At 62.5% G+C, this 22,581-nt stretch carries 24 protein-coding genes; 3 read left to right on the forward strand and 21 right to left on the reverse strand.

Annotation, left to right across the window (positions count from 1 at the left end; genetic code table 11):
• Window positions 1–24 precede the first annotated feature (24 nt).
• Window positions 25–1,038: an AI-2E family transporter gene (locus tag C4J91_RS02860; protein ID WP_124361062.1), complete on the forward strand. Its 1,014-nt coding sequence runs from the start codon at window positions 25–27 to the stop codon at window positions 1,036–1,038.
• A 125-nt stretch (window positions 1,039–1,163) separates the two neighbouring features.
• On the opposite strand, the gene C4J91_RS02865 is transcribed toward C4J91_RS02860, so the two are convergent.
• On the reverse strand, window positions 1,164–2,432 hold the full coding sequence (locus tag C4J91_RS02865) for an Hsp70 family protein (RefSeq protein ID WP_124361063.1): 1,269 nt from the start codon (window positions 2,430–2,432) through the stop codon (window positions 1,164–1,166).
• A gap of 236 nt (window positions 2,433–2,668) precedes the next feature.
• On the opposite strand from C4J91_RS02865, the gene C4J91_RS02870 reads away from it, so the two are divergent.
• Window positions 2,669–3,607, forward strand: coding sequence for a DnaJ C-terminal domain-containing protein (locus C4J91_RS02870; protein WP_124361064.1), 939 nt, complete (start codon window positions 2,669–2,671; stop codon window positions 3,605–3,607).
• Between the two features lie 135 nt (window positions 3,608–3,742).
• On the opposite strand, the gene ureC is transcribed toward C4J91_RS02870, so the two are convergent.
• From ureC to C4J91_RS02960, 18 genes are all read right to left on the reverse strand, one after another.
• A complete protein-coding gene (gene ureC, locus C4J91_RS02875) occupies window positions 3,743–5,443 on the reverse strand; it encodes an urease subunit alpha (RefSeq protein WP_124361065.1) in 1,701 nt (566 codons plus the stop codon).
• A gap of 123 nt (window positions 5,444–5,566) precedes the next feature.
• A complete protein-coding gene (locus tag C4J91_RS02880) occupies window positions 5,567–5,875 on the reverse strand; it encodes an urease subunit beta (RefSeq protein ID WP_124361066.1) in 309 nt (102 codons plus the stop codon).
• Window positions 5,872–6,405, reverse strand: coding sequence for a GNAT family N-acetyltransferase (locus tag C4J91_RS02885; RefSeq protein ID WP_124361067.1), 534 nt, complete (start codon window positions 6,403–6,405; stop codon window positions 5,872–5,874). The genes C4J91_RS02880 and C4J91_RS02885 overlap by 4 nt, the downstream gene beginning before the upstream one ends.
• A gap of 5 nt (window positions 6,406–6,410) precedes the next feature.
• The gene (locus tag C4J91_RS02890) at window positions 6,411–6,923 is read right to left on the reverse strand and encodes a GNAT family N-acetyltransferase (RefSeq protein WP_124361068.1); all 513 of its coding nucleotides are present in this window, start codon (window positions 6,921–6,923) and stop codon (window positions 6,411–6,413) included.
• Window positions 6,924–6,932: 9 nt separating this feature from the next.
• Window positions 6,933–7,235 carry an urease subunit gamma gene (gene ureA, locus C4J91_RS02895; RefSeq protein WP_003171437.1) on the reverse strand — a complete coding sequence of 101 codons (303 nt, stop codon included), beginning with the start codon at window positions 7,233–7,235 and terminating at the stop codon, window positions 6,933–6,935.
• Between the two features lie 145 nt (window positions 7,236–7,380).
• Window positions 7,381–8,220: an urease accessory protein UreD gene (locus tag C4J91_RS02900; protein ID WP_124361069.1), complete on the reverse strand. Its 840-nt coding sequence runs from the start codon at window positions 8,218–8,220 to the stop codon at window positions 7,381–7,383.
• 31 nt (window positions 8,221–8,251) lie between these two features.
• Window positions 8,252–8,950: an urea ABC transporter ATP-binding subunit UrtE gene (gene urtE / locus C4J91_RS02905; RefSeq protein ID WP_124361070.1), complete on the reverse strand. Its 699-nt coding sequence runs from the start codon at window positions 8,948–8,950 to the stop codon at window positions 8,252–8,254.
• Window positions 8,951–9,018: 68 nt separating this feature from the next.
• The gene (gene urtD, locus C4J91_RS02910) at window positions 9,019–9,852 is read right to left on the reverse strand and encodes an urea ABC transporter ATP-binding protein UrtD (protein WP_164484508.1); all 834 of its coding nucleotides are present in this window, start codon (window positions 9,850–9,852) and stop codon (window positions 9,019–9,021) included.
• Window positions 9,849–10,916: an urea ABC transporter permease subunit UrtC gene (gene urtC / locus C4J91_RS02915; protein ID WP_124361072.1), complete on the reverse strand. Its 1,068-nt coding sequence runs from the start codon at window positions 10,914–10,916 to the stop codon at window positions 9,849–9,851. Before urtC ends, urtD begins: the two co-directional genes overlap by 4 nt.
• Window positions 10,916–12,418 carry an urea ABC transporter permease subunit UrtB gene (gene urtB, locus C4J91_RS02920; protein WP_124361073.1) on the reverse strand — a complete coding sequence of 501 codons (1,503 nt, stop codon included), beginning with the start codon at window positions 12,416–12,418 and terminating at the stop codon, window positions 10,916–10,918. Before urtB ends, urtC begins: the two co-directional genes overlap by 1 nt.
• A gap of 75 nt (window positions 12,419–12,493) precedes the next feature.
• Window positions 12,494–13,759 carry an urea ABC transporter substrate-binding protein gene (gene urtA, locus C4J91_RS02925; RefSeq protein WP_124361074.1) on the reverse strand — a complete coding sequence of 422 codons (1,266 nt, stop codon included), beginning with the start codon at window positions 13,757–13,759 and terminating at the stop codon, window positions 12,494–12,496.
• 219 nt (window positions 13,760–13,978) lie between these two features.
• The gene (locus tag C4J91_RS02930) at window positions 13,979–15,340 is read right to left on the reverse strand and encodes a PepSY domain-containing protein (protein ID WP_124361075.1); all 1,362 of its coding nucleotides are present in this window, start codon (window positions 15,338–15,340) and stop codon (window positions 13,979–13,981) included.
• A gap of 140 nt (window positions 15,341–15,480) precedes the next feature.
• Window positions 15,481–17,541, reverse strand: a complete 2,061-nt coding sequence (locus C4J91_RS02935; RefSeq protein ID WP_124361076.1) for a TonB-dependent copper receptor — start codon at window positions 17,539–17,541, stop codon at window positions 15,481–15,483.
• Window positions 17,542–17,634: 93 nt separating this feature from the next.
• Window positions 17,635–18,024 carry a DUF2946 domain-containing protein gene (locus C4J91_RS02940; protein WP_124361077.1) on the reverse strand — a complete coding sequence of 130 codons (390 nt, stop codon included), beginning with the start codon at window positions 18,022–18,024 and terminating at the stop codon, window positions 17,635–17,637.
• Window positions 18,025–18,034: 10 nt separating this feature from the next.
• Window positions 18,035–18,517, reverse strand: a complete 483-nt coding sequence (locus C4J91_RS02945) for a copper chaperone PCu(A)C (RefSeq protein ID WP_124361078.1) — start codon at window positions 18,515–18,517, stop codon at window positions 18,035–18,037.
• Window positions 18,518–18,564: 47 nt separating this feature from the next.
• The gene (locus C4J91_RS02950) at window positions 18,565–18,957 is read right to left on the reverse strand and encodes a DUF2946 domain-containing protein (RefSeq protein WP_124361079.1); all 393 of its coding nucleotides are present in this window, start codon (window positions 18,955–18,957) and stop codon (window positions 18,565–18,567) included.
• 97 nt (window positions 18,958–19,054) lie between these two features.
• Window positions 19,055–19,342 (reverse strand): addiction module antidote protein, encoded by a 288-nt coding sequence (locus C4J91_RS02955; RefSeq protein ID WP_124361080.1) that lies wholly within the window; start codon window positions 19,340–19,342, stop codon window positions 19,055–19,057.
• Between the two features lie 3 nt (window positions 19,343–19,345).
• Window positions 19,346–19,648 carry a type II toxin-antitoxin system RelE/ParE family toxin gene (locus tag C4J91_RS02960; protein ID WP_124361081.1) on the reverse strand — a complete coding sequence of 101 codons (303 nt, stop codon included), beginning with the start codon at window positions 19,646–19,648 and terminating at the stop codon, window positions 19,346–19,348.
• Between the two features lie 620 nt (window positions 19,649–20,268).
• Between C4J91_RS02960 and C4J91_RS02965 the strand changes: the two genes are divergently transcribed.
• The gene (locus C4J91_RS02965) at window positions 20,269–20,517 is read left to right on the forward strand and encodes a DUF6124 family protein (RefSeq protein ID WP_124361082.1); all 249 of its coding nucleotides are present in this window, start codon (window positions 20,269–20,271) and stop codon (window positions 20,515–20,517) included.
• A 118-nt stretch (window positions 20,518–20,635) separates the two neighbouring features.
• Here the strand turns inward: C4J91_RS02965 and C4J91_RS02970 are convergent, their stop codons facing one another.
• Both C4J91_RS02970 and cbiE read right to left on the reverse strand, forming a co-directional pair.
• Entirely contained in the window at window positions 20,636–21,355 is a 720-nt protein-coding gene (locus tag C4J91_RS02970) for a cobalt-precorrin-6A reductase (RefSeq protein WP_124361083.1), read from the reverse strand.
• On the reverse strand, window positions 21,352–22,557 hold the full coding sequence (cbiE, locus tag C4J91_RS02975; protein WP_124361084.1) for a precorrin-6y C5,15-methyltransferase (decarboxylating) subunit CbiE: 1,206 nt from the start codon (window positions 22,555–22,557) through the stop codon (window positions 21,352–21,354). The genes C4J91_RS02970 and cbiE overlap by 4 nt, the downstream gene beginning before the upstream one ends.
• Between the last annotated feature and the right edge of the window lie 24 nt (window positions 22,558–22,581).

Here is a 22,581-nt window from a genome sequence, read left to right on the forward strand (position 1 = left end):
TAACGCCGTTCGTTTTGAGGCTGTATGCCAACGTTTTCTCAGCGTCATGTGTTGTTGCTGTCCAGCTACATCATCATTTTCGGCGGGTTGCTGCTGGTGCTGCCGCTGAAACTGCTGCCCAGCCTGCTTGCTGGCCTGTTGGTCTATGAACTGGTCAACATGCTTACGCCCCAGCTGCAGCGGCTGATCGAAGGGCGGCGCGCGCGCTGGCTGGCGGTGGCCTTGCTGGGTACCTTGATCGTCAGCGTGCTCACGCTGATCTTCGCCGGCGCGATCAGCTTCCTGCTGCACGAAGCGGAAAACCCCGGCGCCTCGCTGGATAAATTCATGCACGTGGTCGACCGCGCACGCGGCCAGTTACCGCCGTCCATCGATGCCTATCTGCCCGCCAGCGCCGCCGAATTCCGCGTGGCCATCGGCGACTGGCTGAGCAAACACCTGAGCGAACTGCAACTGGTCGGCAAAGACGCGGCCCACATGTTCGTCACCTTGCTGATTGGCATGGTGCTCGGCGCGATTATCGCCTTGCAGCGCGTGCCCGACCTGACCAAGCGCAAACCCCTGGCCGCCGCGTTGTTCGACCGCCTGCACCTGTTGGTCCAGGCCTTTCGCAACATCGTCTTCGCCCAGATCAAGATCGCCGCGCTCAACACCGCTTTCACCGCCGTGTTCCTCGCCGTGGTGCTGCCGCTGTGTGGCATTCACCTGCCGCTGACCAAAACCCTGATCGTGTTGACCTTCCTGCTCGGCCTGCTGCCGGTGATCGGCAACCTGATGTCCAACACCCTGATCACGATTGTCGCGTTGTCGCTGTCGATCTGGGTCGCGGTGGCGGCGCTGGGGTATCTGATCGTGATCCACAAGGTCGAGTACTTCCTCAACGCACGCATCGTCGGTGGGCAGATCAGTGCCAAGTCGTGGGAGTTGCTGCTGGCGATGTTGGTGTTTGAGGCCGCGTTCGGGCTGCCGGGGGTGGTGGCGGGGCCGATTTATTATGCGTATTTGAAGAGTGAGTTGAAGCTGGGTGGGATGGTTTAGGTTTTGTGTTGCCTGGGCTGACGCCATCGGGAGCAAGCCTCCTCCCACATTTTGACCGTGTTCACAAATCAAAGGTGGGAGGGGGCTTGCCCCCGATGAAGTCACCACGGTGTTTCAGGTGAAATTCAGCAACCGTAACGTTTGCTGGCCTCAATCGCCAACCCACTGCCAATACTGCCAAAGATATTACCTTCCACATGCCGCGCATTCGGCAGCATCGCCGAGATGCTGTGACGCAGTGCCGGGATCCCGCTGGAACCACCGGTGAAGAACACCGTGTCCACCTGAGCCACATCCACCGAGGCGTCGTTGAGCAGTTGGGTCACGCTGTTGCGCACGCGCTCGAGCAGGCCATCGATGGCCGATTCGAACAGGTTGCGGCTCAGTTCCACGCTCAAGCCAGGCTCAACCCGGTCCAGCAACACCAGGCGGCTGTCTTCATGGGTCAGCTGGATCTTGGTCTCTTCCACTTCCATCGCCAGCCAGTGCCCGGCACGCTGTTCGATCAGCTTGAACAGGCGGTCGATGCCGCCGGTGTCTTCGATGTCGTAGCGCATGCTGCTCAGGGCCAGCTGGGATTTCTGCGAGTACACCGAGTTGATGGTGTGCCAGGTGGCCAGGTTCATGTGATGGCTGGTAGGCATGTAGGCGCCGCTTTTCATGCGGCTGCCGTAGCCGAACAGCGGCATCATGCCTTGCAGGCTGAGCTGCTTGTCGAAGTCGGTACCGCCGATGTGCACGCCACCGGTGGCGAGGATATCGCTCTGGCGGTTGTCGTTGTGACGACGGTCCGGTGACAGGCGCACCAGGGAGAAGTCGGAGGTACCGCCGCCGATATCGACGATCAGCACCAGTTCTTCTTTTTCGATGGTCGACTCGTAGTCGAACGCGGCGGCAATCGGTTCGTACTGGAACGAGATGTCCTTGAAGCCGATCTTGCGGGCCACGTCGACCAGGGTGTTTTCCGCTTCCTGGTCGGCCATCGGGTCGTCATCGACGAAAAACACCGGGCGCCCCAGCACCACTTCTTCGAACTCGCGGCCGGCGGTGGCTTCGGCGCGGCTCTTGAGCTGGCCGATGAACAGCGCCAGCAGGTCGGTGAACGGCATCGCCGTGCCCAATACGCTGGTGTCGTGCTTGATCAGCTTGGAACCCAGCAGGCTCTTGAGCGAGCGCATCAAGCGGCCTTCGTAGTTCTCCAGGTATTCGTGCAGCGCCAGGCGACCGTACACCGGGCGGCGTTCCTCGAAGTTGAAGAACACCACCGACGGCAGGGTGATCTTGTCGTCCTCCAGCGCGATAAGCGTCTCCTCGCCGGGGCGGATCCAGCCGACGGTGGAGTTGGACGTGCCGAAGTCGATGCCGCAGGCACGGGCTGGGGATGGGTTTTTCATGTCGATCGGGTTCCGGTTGCAAAACGGCCGCGCAGTGTATGCCAGTCGACGCCGGATGCGTAGGCCGACCATCCGTTAAATAGTGCTTGAAAGCGCGCGATTCGCCCCCACATCTGGTGCATACGGCAAGTGCCTGTAAAACTCCGACGCACCCCAGGCCGCAAGACTCAACACGTGCAAACCAGCGCACCTTGTGTCCGGGCTGTGCGATCTCGTTTAAGGATGGTGAACCACCGATGGATTTTAAAGACTACTACAAGATTCTGGGTGTCGAGCCGAGCGCCGACGACAAGGAAATCAAAGCCGCCTATCGCAAGCTCGCGCGCAAATATCACCCGGACGTGAGTAAGGAAAAAGACGCCGAAGCCAAGTTCAAGGACGCGTCCGAAGCCTATGAAGCCCTCAAGAGCGCGGACAAGCGTGCCGAGTACGACGAGTTGCGCAAATATGGCCAGCACGGTCAGCCGTTCCAGGGGCCACCTGGCTGGCAGAGCCGTGGCGGTTTTGGCGGTAGCGCGGGCACTGAGGATTTTTCGGACTTCTTCAGCTCGATCTTCGGCGCGCGCAGCGACGGCTTCGGCGGCGGCCAACGCCGCCCTGCCGGACGCAAGGGCCAGGACGTGGAGATGCAGTTGTCGGTGTCCCTCGAGGAGACGCTGTCCACCGAGTCCAAGCAGATCAGCTTCCAGGTGCCTCAGTACGATGCTTCGGGCCGGCACGTGAGCAATACGGTCAAGAGCCTGAACGTGAAGATCCCGGCCGGTGTGGCCGACGGTGAACGCATCCGCCTCAAGGCCCAGGGCGCGCCCGGTATTGGCGGCGGTGCCAACGGTGATCTGTACCTGATCATCAAGTTCGCGCCCCACGCCAAGTTCGAAGTGGATGGCGAAAACCTGGTGATCAACCTGCCGCTGGCGCCGTGGGAATTGGCGCTGGGCACGGAAGTCACGGTGCCGACGCTGACCGGCAAGATCAACCTCAAGGTGCCCGCCGGCAGCCAGAACGGCCAGCGCATGCGCGCCAAGGGCCACGGGTTGCTGAACAAGGCTGGCCAGCGTGGTTTCCTGTTCGTGCAGCTCAAGGCGGTGATGCCGCCGGCAGGTAGCGACGAGGTGAAAGCGTTGTGGCAGGAGCTGGCCAAGAAAGCCAACTTCAATCCGCGCGAGCAGTTCTAAGCTGCCTTAATGTAGGAGCGAGCTTGCTCGCGAAGCACTCAAGGACGCCGCGTTTATTCAGGTTATACGCGTTATCGTTGACGTTCTTCGCGAGCAAGGGCTAGCCGCCCGCCTGCTCCTACAGTGAGGCGGTAGTCAGAACAGAAAATAGCGCTGCGCCATCGGCAGTACTTCAGCCGGTTCACACCACAGCAATACACCATCGGCCTTGACCTGATACGTCTGCGGGTCCACTTCGATATCCGGCAGGTAATCGTTATGGATCAGGTCGCTCTTCTGCACCTCGCGACAGCCCTTGACCACCGCAATCTGCTTTTTCAAACCCAGGGCCTCGGGCAGGCCGGCCTTCTGCGCTGCCTGGCTGATAAAGGTCAAGCTGGTGGCATGCAGTGAGCTGCCGAAGCTGGCGAACATCGGGCGGTAATGCACCGGCTGCGGTGTCGGAATCGAAGCGTTGGCATCGCCCATCAGGCTGGAGGCAATCGCGCCGCCCTTGAGGATCAGCGTGGGTTTGATCCCGAAGAACGCCGGGCGCCACAGCACCAGATCGGCCCATTTGCCAACTTCGATGGAGCCGACAATATGGCTGATGCCATGGGTGATCGCCGGGTTGATGGTGTACTTGGCGATATAGCGCTTGGCGCGAAAGTTGTCGTTGCCCGGCCCGTCACCGGGCAGGGCGCCACGCTGTTTTTTCATCTTGTCGGCGGTCTGCCAGGTGCGGGTGATCACTTCGCCGACGCGGCCCATGGCCTGGCTGTCGGAACTGATCATCGAGAACGCGCCGAGGTCGTGCAGGATATCTTCGGCGGCAATGGTCTCGCGACGGATGCGGCTTTCGGCGAAGGCCACGTCTTCGGCGATGCTCGGGTCGAGGTGATGGCAGACCATCAGCATGTCCAGGTGTTCGTCGATGGTGTTGCGGGTGAACGGCCGCGTCGGGTTGGTGGAGCTGGGCAGCACGTTCGGCAAGCCGCAGGCCTTGATGATGTCCGGCGCATGTCCGCCACCGGCACCCTCGGTGTGATAGGTGTGAATGGTGCGGCCCTTGAGCGCGGCGAGGGTGGTTTCGACGAAGCCGGATTCGTTGAGGGTGTCGCTGTGGATTGCCACCTGCACGTCGTATTCATCGGCGACGCTCAGGCAGTTATCGATGCTGGCGGGCGTGGTGCCCCAGTCTTCGTGCAGCTTCAAGCCAATGGCGCCGGCCTTGACCTGTTCGATCAACGGCTCGGGCAGGCTCGCGTTGCCCTTGCCGGTAAAACCGATGTTCATCGGGAACGAATCACTGGCTTGCAGCATGCGCGCCAGGTGCCAAGGCCCTGAGGTGCAGGTGGTCGCGTTGGTGCCGGTGGCAGGTCCCGTGCCGCCGCCAATCATAGTGGTGACGCCGCTGGTCAGCGCCTCTTCGATCTGCTGCGGGCAGATGAAATGCACATGGGAGTCGATACCGCCGGCGGTGAGGATCATGCCTTCGCCGGCGATCACTTCGGTACTGGCGCCGATGGCCATGGTCACGCCGGGCTGGATGTCGGGGTTGCCGGCTTTGCCGATGGCGTGGATGCGGCCGTTCTTCAGGCCCACATCGGCCTTGACGATGCCCCAGTGGTCGATGATCAGCGCGTTGGTGATCAGGGTGTCGACCACTTCATGGGCGAGTAACTGGCTCTGGCCCTGACCGTCACGGATCACCTTGCCACCGCCGAATTTCACTTCCTCGCCATAGACGGTGAAGTCCTGCTCGACTTCGACGAACAGCTCGGTGTCGGCCAGGCGGACCTTGTCGCCAACGGTGGGGCCATACATGTCGGCGTAGGCTTGTTTGGAAATCTTCATGTGTGTGTCCTCGATCGTTCCCACGCTTTGCGTGGGAATGCATCCTGTGACGCTCTGCGTCACGATGTTAAGAGCGGACGCGGAGCGTCCATGGCGGCATTCCCACGCGGAGCGTGGGAACGATCAGTCGAGGTCGCCCATGATCCGACCGGCAAACCCGAACACCCGCCTTCCACCGCTCAAATCCACCAACTCCACCTCCCGACTCTGCCCCGGCTCAAACCGCACCGCCGTGCCCGCCGGAATATTCAGGCGCATGCCACGGCTCGCGGCGCGGTCGAAGGTCAGCGCATCATTGGTCTCGAAAAAATGATAATGCGAGCCCACCTGAATCGGTCGGTCGCCACTGTTGGCCACGCTCAGGCTGATGGTGCGCCGGCCCACGTTCAGTTCGATCTCGCCAGGCTGGATCTGGAATTCGCCAGGAATCATGCAGGTTGCCCCAGGGTCTTGAAGTAAATGGCGGTCGGGCTGTAGCGCCCGTCCGGGCTTTGGCAGTAGTCGGGCAATTCGCCGACCTTGGTGTAGCGCAGCGACTGGTAGAAGGCCTCGGCGCCGGAGCCGGCTTCGGTGTCGAGGTAGAGCAAGCCGCGCTTGTGCTGGCGTGCGGCGAGTTCCAGGGCATTCATCAATTGCTGCCCCAGGCCGTGGCGCCGCGCACGGCTGTGCACCAGCAGCTTCTGCACCTCGGCACGGTTCAGGCCATTGGCTTTCTGGCACAGCGCCAACTGCACGCTGGCGACCACCTGTTCATCGCGCACCACCACCCACAGCAACAGGCTGGCGTCTTCGATGCCGGCTTGCACACCGCTCAGGTACGCGCGGGCCTGGGTCTCATCGAAGTCGGCCATGAAGCCCACCGAGGCGCCATGTCGGACCGCGTCCAGCAACAGCTCGATCAAGCCGAGGCGGTAATGGGCAAAGCTTTCAGCATTGACTCGACGCAGTTGCGCAGCGCTCATCGATCTCACTCCTTGGGCGGTTCGGCGCCCGGGTTCAAGGCCAGTTGCATAAAGGTCAGGTCGAGCCAGCGGCCGAACTTGATACCCACTTGCGGCATCTGCCCGGTGGTGATGAAGCCCAGACGTTCATGCAGGCGGATCGAGGCCAGATTGCCGCTTTCGATGGCCGCCACCATTACCTGTTTGCCGCCGCTGCGCGCGCGTTCGATCAGGGCCTGCATCAAGCGCGGGCCGAGGCCCTTGCCGCGCTGGTCGTTGCGCACGTACACCGAGTGCTCGACGCTGTAGCGAAAGCCTTCGAAGGGCCGCCAGTCGCCGAACGAGGCATAGCCGGTGACCTCGGCGTTTTCCACCGCCACCAGGATCGGATAGCCCTGGGCCTGGCGGGCGCTGAACCACGCCTGGCGGTTAGCCAGGTCGACCGGCTGTTCGTTCCAGATCGCCGTGGTGTTCAACACCGCGTCGTTGTAGATATCGCGGATTGCCGGCAGGTCTTGCTCGGTAGCATCACGAATCATTGCCGCGCCTCACGCAATGGGTTGATGGACAGTGACCAGCTTGGTGCCGTCCGGGAAGGTGGCTTCCACCTGGATGTCCGGGATCATTTCCGGAATGCCTTCCATCACTTGCTCACGGCTGAGCAGGGTCGTGCCGTAGTGCATCAGGTCGGCCACGGTGCGGCCATCGCGGGCGCCTTCCATCAGCGCGGCGGAAATATAGGCGATGGTTTCCGGGTAGTTAAGCTTCACCCCACGCGCCAGGCGGCGTTCGGCTACCAGGCCGGCGGTGAAGATCAACAGTTTGTCTTTTTCCCGTGGGGTCAAATCCATGGTTCAGTCCGTCGTGAAATACATTCATAAATACAATGGAGATCAAGTGTGGGAGGGGGCTTGCCCCCGATAGCAGGGTGTCAGCCAATACATCTGTTACTGACCCACCGCCATCGGGGGCAAGCCCCCTCCCACATTTTGATCTTCATGTGCTCCAGATTCTCGGGGCGACTGCTTCGCGGCCAAGCAGCGCCGGGCGCAACAGTTTCCATAATTCAATCAACCATCCCCGTGCCAGCAGCGCTTCACTGGCCAGGCAGCGCGCGACCAGCAAACCGGGCAGTTGGGTCAAATCGCCGCGCACCGCGTTGGGCAGTGAGCGGCAGTGTTCGAGCAATTGAGCATCGATTTCACCGGTCACCAGGAGTGTGGCAAACACCGGTTGCCCATCCAGCCCGATAGGCGAATCCAGCAGCCCATCGCCGCCCACAATGCGCTGGCGCTCATGCCAGAGCAACTGGCCGTCGCGACGGATATCAAGGTGCGATTGAAAGTGGCCGAGGTCGAACCGCTCGCCGCTGGCCGGGCGCCCGAGGGCGACCACGTCCCAGTAGAACAACCGCGCATCGCCGTGCAGTTCGATGCGCGTGCTCAGTTCGGCCTGGGCGGCGCTGAATACGATGGTTTCCTGGGGCAGCCATTCCAGGGTCGCGCCGGCCTCCACGCGCAAATTCAACTGCTGAAACGCCGGGCCGCTGGCGCGGTACCACTTGGCCGCGCCGGGGCTGGTCAACTGTGCCCAGGCGCCTTGGGCAACCTGCGCGCTGATGTCGAGGCGATCACCGCCGGCAATGCCGCCCGGCGGGTGCACGATGATGTGCTGGCACACCTCGGGGCCTTCGGCGTACAGGTGTTTTTGCACGCGCAGCGGGCCGAGGTGGCGGCGCAGCACCGGGCGGGTGGTGTCGCCGAAACGCGCATAGCCGAGTTCCAGCTCGGCGCGCCAGCTGGGGGTGAACAGGGCAGGGGTAACGGGCAGGTTCATGGTTTTGTGCTTATCGTTAGGACGCTACAGATTAGATGGTTACCAGCCCGCGTACACCTTCGCTTTGCATATTTTCACCCCGGCCCTGCTGCACGATTTCGCCACGGGACATCACCAGGTACTGGTCGGCCAGTTCAGCGGCGAAGTCGTAGAACTGCTCCACCAAGAGAATCGCCATGTCACCGCGTGCCGCGAGTTTCTTGATCACCGCGCCGATTTCCTTGATCACCGAGGGCTGAATGCCTTCGGTGGGCTCATCGAGAATCAACAACCGCGGGCGACTCGCCAAGGCGCGGCCGATGGCCAACTGTTGCTGCTGGCCGCCGGACAAATCCCCTCCGCGCCGGTGCTTCATCTGCAGCAACACCGGGAACAGCTCGTAGATAAAGGCCGGCACTTCCTTGGCTTGGGCACCGGGGAAGCGCGAAAGGCCCATCAGCAGGTTTTCTTCCACCGTCAGCCGGCCGAAAATTTCCCGGCCCTGGGGCACGTAGGCAATGCCAGCATGTACGCGCTGATGCGGCTTGAACCCGGTGATCGGCTTGCCCTCCCACGTCACCGCGCCTTCCTTGGCCGGCAGCAGGCCCATCAGGCATTTGAGCAGGGTGGTCTTGCCCACGCCATTACGGCCGAGCAAGCAGGTGACTTCGCCGATCTGCACGTCAAACGACAGACCGCGCAGGATATGGCTACCGCCGTAGTACTGGTGCAGCTTGTCGACTTGCAGCATTCTCAAACCTCCTAATGAAACGACGCGGAGCGTCCAGGGCGGCATTCCCACGCGGAGCGTGGGAACGATCAGCGACCGAGGTAGACCTCGATCACCCGCTCATTTTCCTGCACCTGCTCCAGCGACCCCTCGGCCAGCACGCTGCCCTGGTGCAACACGGTGACGTGGTCGGCAATCGAGCCGACAAAGCCCATGTCATGCTCCACCACCATCAACGAATGCTTGCCCGCCAGGCCCTTGAACAGTTCGGCGGTGAATTCGGTTTCGGCATCGGTCATGCCCGCCACCGGTTCGTCCAGCAGCAACAGTTGCGGGTCCTGCATCAGCAGCATGCCGATCTCCAGAAACTGCTTCTGCCCGTGGGACAGCAACCCGGCCGGGCGCTGTGCCGAGGCCGTGAGGCGGATGGTGTCGAGCACCTCATCGATGCGGTCTTTCTGTTCGCCGCTCAAGCGTGCGCGCAGGCTGGCCCAGACGGACTTGTCGGTCTTCTGCGCCAACTCGAGGTTTTCGAACACCGTGAGGGCTTCGAATACCGTGGGTTTCTGGAACTTGCGGCCGATACCCGCCTGGGCGATCTGCACTTCGCTCATGCCGGTCAGGTCCAGGGTTTCGCCGAACCAGGCCTTGCCGTGGCTGGGCCGGGTCTTGCCGGTGATCACATCCATCAGCGTGGTCTTGCCTGCGCCGTTGGGGCCGATGATGCAGCGCAGCTCGCCGACGCCGATGTACAGGTTGAGGTCGTTCAAGGCCTTGAAGCCATCGAAGCTGACGCTGATGTCTTCCAGGGTCAGGATGGTGCCGTGGCGGGTGTTCAGGCCCTTGCCCGCAGCCTGGCCGATACCGATGGCCTCGCGGCCGCTGCCCGCGTCGAAAATAGGTTCAAGCATGACGTTCCTCATTTCTTCAGCAGGCCGATAACGCCCTTGGGCAGGTACAGGGTGACGAGAATGAACAACGCCCCGAGGAAGAACAGCCAGTATTCCGGAAAGGCCACGGTGAACCAGCTCTTCATGCCATTGACCACGCCGGCGCCGAGCAACGGGCCGATCAAGGTGCCGCGCCCGCCCAGGGCCACCCAAACGGCGGCTTCGATGGAGTTGGTCGGCGACATTTCGCTGGGGTTGATGATGCCCACTTGCGGCACATACAACGCCCCCGCCAAGCCGCACAACACTGCGCTCAATACCCACACGAACAGCTTGAAGCCGCGCGGGTCATAGCCGCAGAACATCAGACGGTTTTCCGCATCACGCAACGCGGTGAGCACCCGGCCGAACTTGCTCTGGGCCAGGCGCCAACCGAGGTACAGGCTCGTCACCAGCAGCAGTACCGTGGCCACGAACAACACCGCCCGTGTGCCCGGCTCGGTGATGCCGAAGCCCAGGGTGCTGCGGAAATTGGTAAAGCCGTTGTTGCCGCCGAACCCGGTCTCGTTGCGAAAGAACAGCAGCATCCCGGCAAACGTCAGGGCCTGGGTCATGATCGAGAAATACACGCCCTTGATCCGCGAGCGGAAGGCGAAGAAGCCGAACACCAGGGCCAGCAGCCCTGGCGCCAGCACCACCAGGCACAGCGCCCACCAGAAGTGTTGGGTACCCGCCCAGTACCAGGGCAATTCGGTCCACGACAAAAAGGTCATGAACGCCGGCAACGCATCGCCGGACGCCTGGCGCATCAGGTACATGCCCATCGCATAACCGCCCAGGGCGAAGAACAAACCGTGGCCCAGGGACAACATCCCGGCGTAGCCCCACACCAGGTCGAGCGCCAGGGCGACGATGGCATAGCAGAGGATCTTGCCCACCAGCGTCAGGGTGTAGGCGGAGATATGAAAGACGTTTTCCGCCGGCAACAGCGACAGCAACGGCAGCGCCAGCAGCACCGCGAGCAGGATCGCGCCGACGGTGATCGTCACCTTGGGGCCGGCTTTCTGTGCGGCCGTAAGCATCAATGGCTGGTTCATCAGTCGATCACCCGTCCTTTCAGTGCGAAGAGTCCTTGCGGGCGTTTCTGGATAAACAGAATGATCAGCGCGAGGATCAGGATCTTGCCGAGCACGGCGCCGATCTGCGGTTCAAGAATCTTGTTGGCGATGCCCAGGCCGAAGGCCGCCGTGACGCTGCCGGCAAGCTGGCCCACACCGCCAAGCACCACCACCAGGAACGAGTCGATGATGTAGCTCTGGCCCAGGTCCGGGCCGACGTTGCCGATCTGGCTCAGGGCGACGCCGCCCAGCCCCGCAATGCCGGACCCCAAGCCAAAGGCGAGCATGTCTACCCGCCCGGTCGGCACACCGCAGCAGGCGGCCATGTTGCGGTTCTGGGTGACGGCGCGCACGTTGAGACCCAGGCGCGTCTTGTTCAGCAACAGCCAGGTCAGCACCACCACGAACAGCGCGAAGGCAATGATCACCAGGCGGTTGTACGGCAGCACAAGATTGGGCAGCACCTGAATGCCCCCGGACAGCCAGGCGGGGTTGGACACTTCGACGTTCTGTGCGCCGAACACCAACCGCACCAGTTGGATCAGCATCAGGCTGATGCCCCAGGTGGCGAGCAGGGTTTCCAGCGGGCGGCCATACAAGTGACGAATCACCGTACGCTCCAGCGCCATGCCGATGGCGGCCGTGACAAAAAAAGCCACCGGCAGCGCGATCAGCGGGTAGAACTCGATGGCCTGGGGCACGTAGCGCTGCATCAGCAACTGCACGACGTAGGTGGAATAGGCGCCGAGCATCAGCATTTCGCCGTGGGCCATATTGATCACCCCCAGCAGGCCGAAGGTGATCGCCAGGCCCAGGGCCGCGAGCAGCAGAATCGAGCCCAGCGACATGCCGCTGAAGGCTTGGCCGAGGATCTCCCCGACCATCAATTTGCGTTTGACCTGGGCCAGGCTGGTCTCGGCGGCGGTATGCACGGTGGCTTCGGTTTCGACGCCGGGCGCGAGCAACGTCTCCAGGCGCGTGCGGGCCAGCGGGTCGCCCGTGCTGCCGAGCAAGCGCACGGCGGCCAGGCGCACCACCGGGTCGCTGTCGACCAATTGCAGGTTGGCCAGGGCCAGGCTGAGGGCGCTGTGCACTTGCTCATCGGGCTCGGTGGCGAGCTGCTGGTCGAGGAATTTAAGCTGGGCCGGCACCGCGCTTTTTTGCAGGGTGCGCGCCGCATCAAGGCGTACCTTGGGATCGGCCGCAAGCAGTCGCTGGCTGGCCTGTACATTATCGATCAGGCCGCGCAGGCGGTTGTTCAGGCGTACGGTCTTGGTTTCACCGTTGACGGTGAGTTGGCCTTGTTGCAGGGCGTCCACCAGTTCGATGCGCGCCGGGTCTGGCTGGGCGGCCCAGTCCTGGAGGAGCTTGGCTTGCTGCGCCGGGTTGGCGTTGATGAAGTCTTCGGCGTCGCTGGCGTGTGCGGCCAAAGGCAGCAACAACAGCAAGGCGAGTAAATAGCGATTGAGGGCAGCGGGCATAAACAAGTGTCCTAGTCATGCACGGACAGTGTGGGAGGGAGCAAGCCCCCTCCCACATTTGGCCTGTGGTGGGGCTTAGTTGCTCTTCACGGCGTAATCGGGCTTTTTGTCATTGCCCGGAATGTACGGGCTCCACGGTTGTGCACGGATCGGCTCATTGGTCTGCCACACCACCGAGAACTGCCCGTCAGCCTGGATTTCGCCGATCATCACCGGCTTGTGCAGGTGGTGGTTGGTCTTGTCCATGGTCAGGGTGAAACCGGACGGTGCGGCGAAGGTCTGGCCGGCCAGGGCTTCGCGCACTTTGTCGACATCGGTGGACTTGGCCTTTTCCGCCGCCTGCGCCCACATGTGGATGCCCACGTAGGTGGCTTCCATCGGGTCGTTGGTCACGGCCTTGTCTGCGCCTGGCAGGTTGTGTTTCTTGGCGTAGGCTTTCCAGTCGGCCACGAACTTCTGGTTCACCGGGTTCTCCACCGACTGGAAGTAGTTCCAGGCCGCGAGGTTGCCCACCAGTGGCTTGGTGTCGATGCCGCGCAGCTCCTCTTCACCCACGGAGAACGCCACTACCGGTACCTCGGTCGCCTTCAGGCCCTGGTTGGCCAGTTCCTTGTAGAACGGCACGTTGGAGTCGCCGTTCACGGTGGAAATCACTGCGGTCTTGCCGCCGGCGGAGAACTTCTTGATGTTGGCGACGATGGTCTGGTAATCGCTGTGGCCGAACGGGGTGTAGACCTCTTCGATGTCTTTGTCCGCCACGCCTTTGGAATGCAGGAACGAGCGCAGGATCTTGTTGGTGGTGCGCGGGTACACATAGTCGGTGCCCAGCAGGAAGAAGCGCTTGGCGCCGCCGCCTTCTTCGCTCATCAGGTACTCCACCGCCGGGATCGCCTGCTGGTTCGGCGCCGCGCCGGTGTAGAACACATTCGGCGACATCTCTTCGCCTTCGTATTGCACCGGGTAGAACAGCAGGCCATTGAGCTCTTCGAACACCGGCAAGACCGATTTACGCGACACCGAGGTCCAGCAGCCGAACACCACGGCGACCTTGTCCTGGGTCAGCAACTGGCGGCCTTTTTCAGCGAACAGCGGCCAGTTGGACGCGGGGTCGACCACCACCGGTTCGAGCATCTTGCCGTTCACACCGCCCTTGGCGTTGATCTCGTCAATGGTCATCAGCGCCATGTCCTTGAGCGAGGTTTCGGAGATCGCCATGGTCCCGGACAACGAGTGCAGGATGCCGACCTTGATGGTCTCGGCGGCCTGGAGGGTCCAGGTCATGCCCATGGCGGCAATGGATGCCGACAAAGTGAAAGCCTTGATCAAGCTGCGACGCTTCATGGTGCGATCTCCGTAAAACCGATAGTTTTTGTTGGGCAGATACACACGACTTTGCAAGGGCTGTGCCTGCTACGCGAGGCACAGGATTACAGGCGGGTTCGGGAGGCGCTCAGGCACAGTGGCGCACCAGCATGGCGCCACATTCCGTTGTGGAGTGCACGGCAAGCTTCAAAACAGGGCGTTGCGCAACAGGCCGTGCCGGCGGTGCGCAACCCAGTCCTACGCGGTGACGCTGACCCGTGAAAGGAGCAGGCGGTCCAGCACCCACACGACGATCAGCGAAGCGCCCACCAACGGGAAAATGATTGCCAGGCCGAGCATGATCGCCATGGCGGTTTTCCACCTGGGCAAATCATGACGCAGGGGCGGCACACCCAGCCCGCCCTGCGGCCGACGCTTCCACCAGATCACCACGCCACTCACCGCGCTGAGCAGGATCATCAGGCAGATCACCAGCACGATCAGTTGGTTGACCCAGCCGAACATCTTGCCTTCGTGCAGCATCACGCCGGTTTCGGTGGCGCGTGCGACGCCGTTGTAATGTGCCCAGCGCACGTCGGCGAGCACCTTGCCGGTGTACTGGTCCACATGCAGCGTGGCGTCGTTACGTGGGTCGTCGGCGAACACCGCGACCGTGAACACGCCCGTGGCCGTGGTGGGGAAGGTGATGCTGTAACCGGGCTCGACCTGGCGCGCCGTGGCCAGGTCGACCACCTGTTGCAGGCTGACGATGGGCGCGGCGGGGCCTGCATGCATGGCGCCGTGGTTCATGTGTTCGGCATGATCGCCCGACATCGGCATCGGTGTGTTTTCCATCGCCCAGGGCACGGTTTGCTGGCTGGCGGTATTGAGGCTGCGCGCCTGCTGGTCCGATTGCGGCACGTTGTTCCACATCGCTGACGGGAAGGTGTTCCACAGGTCGGCGTATTGCTTGCCCCAGAACCCTGTCCAGGTCATGCCGCTGAGCAGCATCACCAGCAGGAATGCCGCGCCCCAGAAACCGGCGACGGCGTGCAGGTCGCGCCAGAACAACCGTCCTCGGCTGCCCAGGCGTGGCCATAACACGCCCGCCGATGACTGACCGCGCGGCCACCACAGGTACAGGCCGGACACCACCAGCATCACGCCCCAACCGGCAGCGAGCTCAATCAGGCGGTCACCCGTGGTGCCGATCATCAGCTCGCCATGCAGGGCGCGGGCGATGGCTTGCAGGTTGTTCTTGGCGTCCTGCTCACCGAGCACGGTGCCGCGATACGGGTCAACGAATACAGTGATTTCGCGGCCTTGGTGTTGCATCACGAACTGCGCGCTGCTGGTGGCGTCGGCGGGCGGCAGGTATTTGCTGATCGCGGCCTGAGGGTAAGCGGCCTTGGCCCGTTGCAGTTGCTCGTCGGCGCTCAGTGCCTGCGCGGCGGCGGGCACTTTGAGCAGGTCGCCGTACATCAGGGGATCGAGCTGGGGTTTGAACAGGTAGATGATGCCGGTCAGGGCCAGCAGCACCATGAAGGGGGCGACGAAGAGCCCGGCGTAGAAGTGCCAGCGCCAGGCCAGGTTGTAGAAGGAGATTTTTTGAGTGGTCATCAGGATGCTCCGCAAAAGCGTGAATTCTTGTCGTTGGTCAGGCCGCAATCGGGGGCAAGCCCCCTCCCACATTGGATCGGGTTCACAGATTGAGCCTTGTGAACACAGTCAAGTGTGGGAGGGGCTTGCCCCCGATGCTTTTAGAAGCTCATATCCACCTTGGTCCAGAGGGTGCGCCCCGGCTCCTTGATGGCTTGCGGGTCGCTTGCCGGGTAACCGAACCCGGCGTTGCCGGCCAGGTTCAAATGCTCGGCATAAGCCTTGCCGAACAGATTGTCGACACCGGTACTGACCTTGAAGTTTTTATTGATGCGGTACGCCGCGTTCAGTGAGAACACACCAAAACCGCCGCTCTTGTCGAAGTCCTTGCCGACCACATTGCCCTTGTTCGGGTCGATACGGTTTTGCGCCGCGACCACGCGCCACAAGGCCCCGGCGCTCCAATCATCTTCGCTGTAGGTCAGGCCCAGGCGCGCATCCAGCGGCGGCATCTGTGGCAGTGCCTTGCCGTCGCTGCTGTTCTTGCCCCAGGCGTAGGCGAGGCTGGCGTCGGCTTTCCAGTGTTGCGTCAGTGTGTAGGCCGCACCCAGTTCACCGCCCATGATGCGCGCGTCGACATTGCGCGCCTGGGAGGTGGTGCCCATCATGCCGGGCCTGTAGTCGAACAGGATGAAGTCGCGCACCTGGCCGACGTAAGCCGAGGCCCAGGCTTGCAGGTCGGCGGTTTTGTATTGCGCGCCGACATCCAGCTGGGTGGTCTTCTCGGGCTTTACGCCGTCGAAGGCATTGGCCGAGCCGACCGCGCCGGTGTTGGGGGAAAACAGCTCCCAGTAATCCGGGAAGCGTTCGGCGTGACCCACGCCGGCATACAGTGTGGTGGGGGTGTCCGCCAGGTCGTGCTCGTAGCGCACGAAGCCTGACGGCAAGGTATCGGCGCGGGTGTCGCCGGCGGTCGGGTTGGGGCGCGACATCATTCCCGAGCCAGTGCGTTGGCGAAAATCCTTGGCCGAGGCGCGGTCCAGGCGTGCGCCGGTGATCAGGCGGTCGCGGTCGGCGGCGTACCAGGTCAGCTCGCCAAATACGCCGTAGTTGTGGAAGTTGGCGTCCTTGTCGCGCGGCAGGTCCTTGTAGGTGTCGACGCCCATGCTGCTGCGCGCGCGGTGTTCGTTGGTCTGCGCGTCCAGGCCGCCGATCAACTGCACATCGGCCCAGCGCCACGTGGCCTTGACCCTTGCACCGAGGGTGCGGCGGTCGACGTTGGAGGCCATGGGCCCGGCCATCATGCCGGTGCCGGACGGTACGCGCAGGCTGTAGTTGTCCATCACGTGGTCGGCGTAGTTGTAGTAGACCTGGGCCTCAAGCTTATCCAGCACCTCGCCGAGGTTGGACTTCTCGAAGCGCAGCCCCAGGCTTTCGCGCAGGAACTGCGACCCGTCCATGCCGCGCCCGGCGTAACGTGCCTCGCCATCGCCACGGCCGGCGGTGAGCTCGAGCAGCGTATCCGCGTCGGGGGTGAAGCCGACAGCGACGTCGCCGTTCCATTTGTCATAGCGCGACGCGACCGTGTCGTTGTTGCCGTCCTTGTAATCGTCGGCGTGGGCCTGGTTGCCGATCACCCGCACATAGCCCAGCGGCCCGCCGGCAGCGGCATCGATGACCTTGTCGAAACGGCCGTTGGAACCGGCCAATACGCTGGCGTTGAGCCGCGTGCCCAGCTCGCCGAAGTGTTCCGGCTCACGCTCGAACAGCACGGTGCCGGCTGACGCACCGGGGCCCCATAGCACGGTTTGCGGGCCCTTGATCACGGTGAGCTTGTCGTAGGTTTCCGGCGAGATGTACGAGGTGGGCGCATCCATCCGGCCGGGGCAGGCGCCGAGCATCATGCCGCCGTTGGTGAGGATATTCAGGCGCGAGCCGAACATGCCGCGCAGCACCGGGTCGCCATTGGTGCCGCCGTTGCGTACCAGAGCGAAACCGGGGATGGTCTTGAGGTAGTCGCCACCATCGCTGGCGGGCACTGGCTGGCGTGGGTCTTTCGGGTTGGTGACAACGGTGAGTGGCGAGCTGGGGGCGATCGCGGTGATCACCGTGGGGCTCAACTCGTGTTCTTCCGCGTGGGCCTGCGAAGCAAGCAGTGCGCCGCACAGTACGGCAAAAACAGGGGCAACCCCCAAACGGGTGTCGACAGGAAACCTGGACATGAAAAATTCCATCAATCAATCGTAAACGACACGGCCAGCAGCCTGCGGCTGTCTGTTTAAAGTCGGCCGGTGTGAAGTAACGCTATGAGGGGCTTACGAGGCGATGGGCGGCGCACGACTGCGGGCGCCGGGGAAGATGCTTTGCCGGGCATGGCCCAGGCGCGGGGCGGGGGGAAGGGCGTTGGCGGGCGGCGGGGCGTCGAGGGCGATGAAGGACACGCCGCCGGGCAGGGCCGGGCAACTGAAGAGCAGGCTGCAATAGCCGCACTTTTCCCAGAGCACGTGGTGCTCGTCGGGGGTTTTGGTGGGCTTGGGCTCGCCATGGCAGCTCGGCATGTCCATCGACATACCGGCGTGATGATCCATCGGCATCGCTTGGGAAATCAGCGGGCCGATAAAGATCATCAGCATGGCGAACAGGCTGATCCAACTGCCACGCATCAGGCGTGGGCGTGGAGACAACCTGGCGCGAGAGGCGCCCATCAAGGTCAGCCTATTGGGCGTGCTGATGCGCGTGGGCGGCCACCGGCGGCGTTTTCTGCACCGATACGTTCACGTCGACCTTGCCGGCCTTTTCAAAGGTCAGGGTCAGCGGGAACTGCTTGCCGTCGGCCAACAGGCTGCGGTCTTTAAGGCCCAGCAGCATGACGTGGTAAGCCATCGGCGCGAAGGTCAGCTCGCCCTTGGCCGGCACGGCGACGCTGGGCACCTGGCGCATCTTCATCAGGTCGCCTTGCATCACATGCTCGTGCAGCTCGGCTTTTTCGGCGACGCTGGTTTCGACGCTGAGCAAACGGTCCGGGGAAGCGCCGGTGTTATGAATCACGAAGTACGCCGCAACGGTGGGCGCATTCGGCGGCAATTCCTGGGACCAGGGATCGCTGACCAACAGGTCGCCGACCTTGTAGTCATCGGCATTGGCGGCACTGAACACCGGCAGCAGCAACGCCGCCAGAAGCAGGGAAGATTTGAGCATGGCAGTTCTCCAGAACGGTTCTAAACGCAGTTCACTTGCGAAGCAGATCAGACCGTTGGAGAGGCGCGGGGGTTGAGGCTCGGCCATTGCTGGCGTGGCGTGGGGTTTTGCAGTGCAGGCGCCGGCAGGCTGCGCAGGGCCTCGAACCGTGTGACATACAGCTGCGGCACATGCCCCGGCAACGCCACCCACGATGCCGAACCTGAGCAACACCAGCAATGCTGCATGGCAGAGTGATCATCCGGCGCCGCCGGAATTTCCAGCGTGCTTAGGGCGAGCGTCTTCAAGCTGGCGCCGTTGGAAGAGCAGAAACTGCCCCACATCAACCGCTTGACCGGGTCATCCACCTGCTGCATCGCACCGGCCAGCGGCATGGCAAACGCATTGAACAGCACTGCAAGGCAGGCGATCCAGGCAATTGCAAAGCGTTGACGGGCCATGGCGGATAATCCGTAGGGTTAAACGATCAGGCGGGTATTTAGCCTGATCGGGGGGGATAAGTAAAAAGGGGCGGTGTGGTTTGGTGTCGCAGTGCTATCAGATCGCCGTGGCGTGAAGCTTGAGGCCCAACGCCTTCATGACCTTCATGATAGTCGCGAACTCGGGATTGCCAGCGCTGGAGAGGGCTTTGTACAGACTTTCTCGTCCGAGGCCGGCATCGCGGGCTACCTGCGTCATGCCTTGGGCGCGGGCTATGTTGTTAAGAGCTGAACGAATCAGCACGCCGTCACCGGCATCTTCTTCGAAGGAGGCTTCAAGATATTCAGCCATGTCCTCCGGGGTCTTGAGATGCTCGGCTATGTCAAAATCCTTAAATTGAATCATGAGTCACTGCTCCTTTCCAAATTGATCTGCGATGTGTTTTGCACGCTGGATATCGCGTTTTTGCGTCGATTTATCGCCACCTATCAACAGCAGGTAAACCAGCTCACCTATGCGCGTGAAATACACCCGGTAGCCTGGGCCATGGTGGATGCGCATTTCCGATACGCCATGCCCTACGGTTTCGCAGTCTCCAAAATTGCCCCTCATCGCGTTATCCAATCTGACCAGCACACGACCACGGGCGGGTCTGCCGCGTGACGAATCTAGCCACTCCTGAAACTCGTCGGATCTCTTGAATCGAATCATCTTTGATCGTATTCCTTGGGATACAAGATGGCAAGTTGCGACGCGCTGCAAAGGCAGTGCATCCCCATCGCGGGCGCTGAGGCAAAACCGCGAGAGCGGAGGGTAGAGCGCAGGGTTTTGGCTGAGCCAGCCAGCGGGTTCGGAAGAGTTTGTAAGATGAATCGACTTATTGATGGCGTAGACAAACAACCAGAGTTTTTCCAATAAGCGTTCGATCGTTCCCACGCTCTGCGTGGGAATGCCGCCCAGGACGCTCTGCGTCTGCTCTAGTAATTGTGACGCGGAGCGTCACGGGATGCGTTGCCACGCGGAGCGTGGGAACGATCAAACAGAAACGTCCGACAACTCTTTGAGGTTGCCGGTAGGAAACTCAATCTCTAGTCTCCGTACACCGCTGCAAACTCAGCGGTCGGGCGTCGCGGCTCGGATTGATTAAGCATTGCCTCCTTTCAGTTGACGCTTTTTTATCGTCTACTGTGCGGCGCTATGGTGGCTGTGCGCGGGATACCTTCGGGTATGCCGGCTTCCTTAATCTCCGGTCCGCGAACCTGCGCACAGCTGCCACCCCCATCGCATCGCGGCGATTAGTTGGCAGCTCCACTTAGATTAAGGAGCTTCACATGATCAAACCCACCCCCAATCCCCCCATCCGGCTGTTCACCGTGGCCGACGGCATCAGCACCGAAGACCTGCTGGTCAACCTCAGCGAAACACTCGCCTCGGCCAATGCGCTGAGTTGCGACATTGCCTTTAACCTGGAAGGCGCGCCACGCGAGGAATTGCTGGGCGTTGCGCAGTTGATCGAGCTTGCGCAGTTGTTGGCTGATCGTGTGAACGATGTCGGGCAGGCCACAGCGGCAGGCAGCTGATAACCCAGTCCAAATGTGGGAGGGGGCTTGCCCCCGATTGCAGTGGATCAGCCAATAAGTCTGTGTCTGACACGCCGCACTCGGGGGCAAGCCCCCTCCCACATTGGACCGGTGTGGTTCAGTGAGCGTGGATGGCCTCTAAGGCCGCGGCCACTGTGGAGAACTCCCGATCCACCGCCGCCAACACCGGCCGCTTCAACACTAACACCGGCACCCCGCGTTCCCGCGCCACTTCCAGCTTCGGCTCGGTGGCCGTGCTGCCACTGTTCTTGCTGATCAGCACATCAATCCTGCGTCGTTCAAACAACGCGCGTTCTTCTTCGATGAGGAACGGGCCGCGTGCGCCAATCACTTCACAGCGATCATTGCCGGGATACACATCCAGCGCGCGCAGCGTCCAGAACTGTTCGGCGGGGATTTCGTCGAGATGCTGCAACGGTTCGCGACCCAAGGTGAAGAGGGGACGATTGAACGGTTTGAGTGCTTCGGTCAGCTCGGCCCAATCACTGACCTCACGCCAATCGTCACCGGCCTGCGGCCGCCATGCCGGTCGGCGCAACGCCCAGCAGGGCACACCGCACAACTGCGCCGCCCGCGCCGCGTTCTGGCTGATCTGCGCTGCATAAGGATGGGTCGCGTCGAGGATCAGGCTGATCCCCGCATCCCGAACAAACTGCGCCAAGCCCTCAGCGCCACCGTAACCGCCGACCCGCACTTGGCAGGTCAGATTGGTCGGCACACGTCCCACGCCCGCCAGGCTGTAGATATGTTCCGGCCCTAACGTCCGCGCGATGGCCAGCGCTTCGGTCACACCGCCCAGCAACAGAATCCGTTTCATAGCGGCTTGACCACTTCCAGCAAGGTAATCGGCAGCGCCTGGCGCCAGGTATCGAACTCTCCCAGCGGCTGGGCCTGGGCCACATGGACGCGCGTCAGTTCGCCGCCGTGCTCGGCGCGCCAGTTCATCAGGGTCATTTCGCTTTGCAGGGTTACGGCGTTGGCGACGAGTCGACCGCCGGGGCGCAGCTGTTGCCAACAGCTGTCGAGCACGCCGTCGCGGGTGACGCCGCCGCCGATGAAGATGGCGTCGGGTGTCGGCAGGCCATGCAGGGCGTCCGGGGCGGTGCCGCGTACCAGGTGCAGGCCGGGCACGCCGAGGGCGTCGCGATTGTGTTCGATCAAGTCTTGGCGGCCTGCGTCGGCTTCAATCGCCAGTGCGCGGCAACTAGGATGAGTGCGCATCCATTCGATACCGATGGAACCGCTGCCCGCCCCCACATCCCACAGCAGCTCGCCCGGCATGGGGGCCAGGCGCGCGAGGGTCATGGCGCGCACATCGCGTTTGGTCAGTTGGCCGTCGTGCTTAAAGGCGCTATCCGGCAAGCCTGCCAGGCGCGACAGGCGTGGCGTGTCGGGAGAGGCCAGGCACTCGATGGCGACCAGGTTCAGATCGGCGGCCGAGTGGTGCTGCCAATCCTCGGCCAGGCCGTCGATACGTCGCTCATTCGCCCCGCCCAAGTGTTCAAAGACGCTCAATCGGCTCGGCCCGAACCCGGCCTCGGTCAACACCGCCGCGATCAACGCAGGGCTGCCACCGTCATTACTCAGCACTAACACGCGCACACCGCTGGCCAGATGCGCGTTGATTGCCGCGACGGGCCGAGCCACCACGGATAACGTCACCACGTCCTGTAACGGCCAGCCCAAACGCGCGGCTGCAAGGGATACCGACGACGGCGCGGGCACAATCAGCAACTCTTGCGCCGCAATCTGTCGCGCCAGGCTGGCACCCACGCCATAGAACATCGGATCGCCACTGGCCAATACGCACACCGGTTCTCCGCGCCGCGCCAGTACCGGTTCCAGGGAGAACGGGCTCGGCCACAACTCGCGCTCACCGCGAATGCACACCGGCAACAGGTCCAACTGGCGCTGCGCCCCTATAATCCGTGTGGCGCGCAACAAGGCGTGCCGAGCGTTTCTGCCCAGGCCCTTGAAGCCGTCTTCACCGATGCCTACTACCGTCAGCCAGGGCGACATATCAATTCCTTGAACGACATCCGA

Origin of the sequence: Pseudomonas sp. R3-52-08 (assembly GCF_003851745.1) — a bacterium.
In the GTDB taxonomy this organism is placed as follows: domain Bacteria; phylum Pseudomonadota; class Gammaproteobacteria; order Pseudomonadales; family Pseudomonadaceae; genus Aquipseudomonas.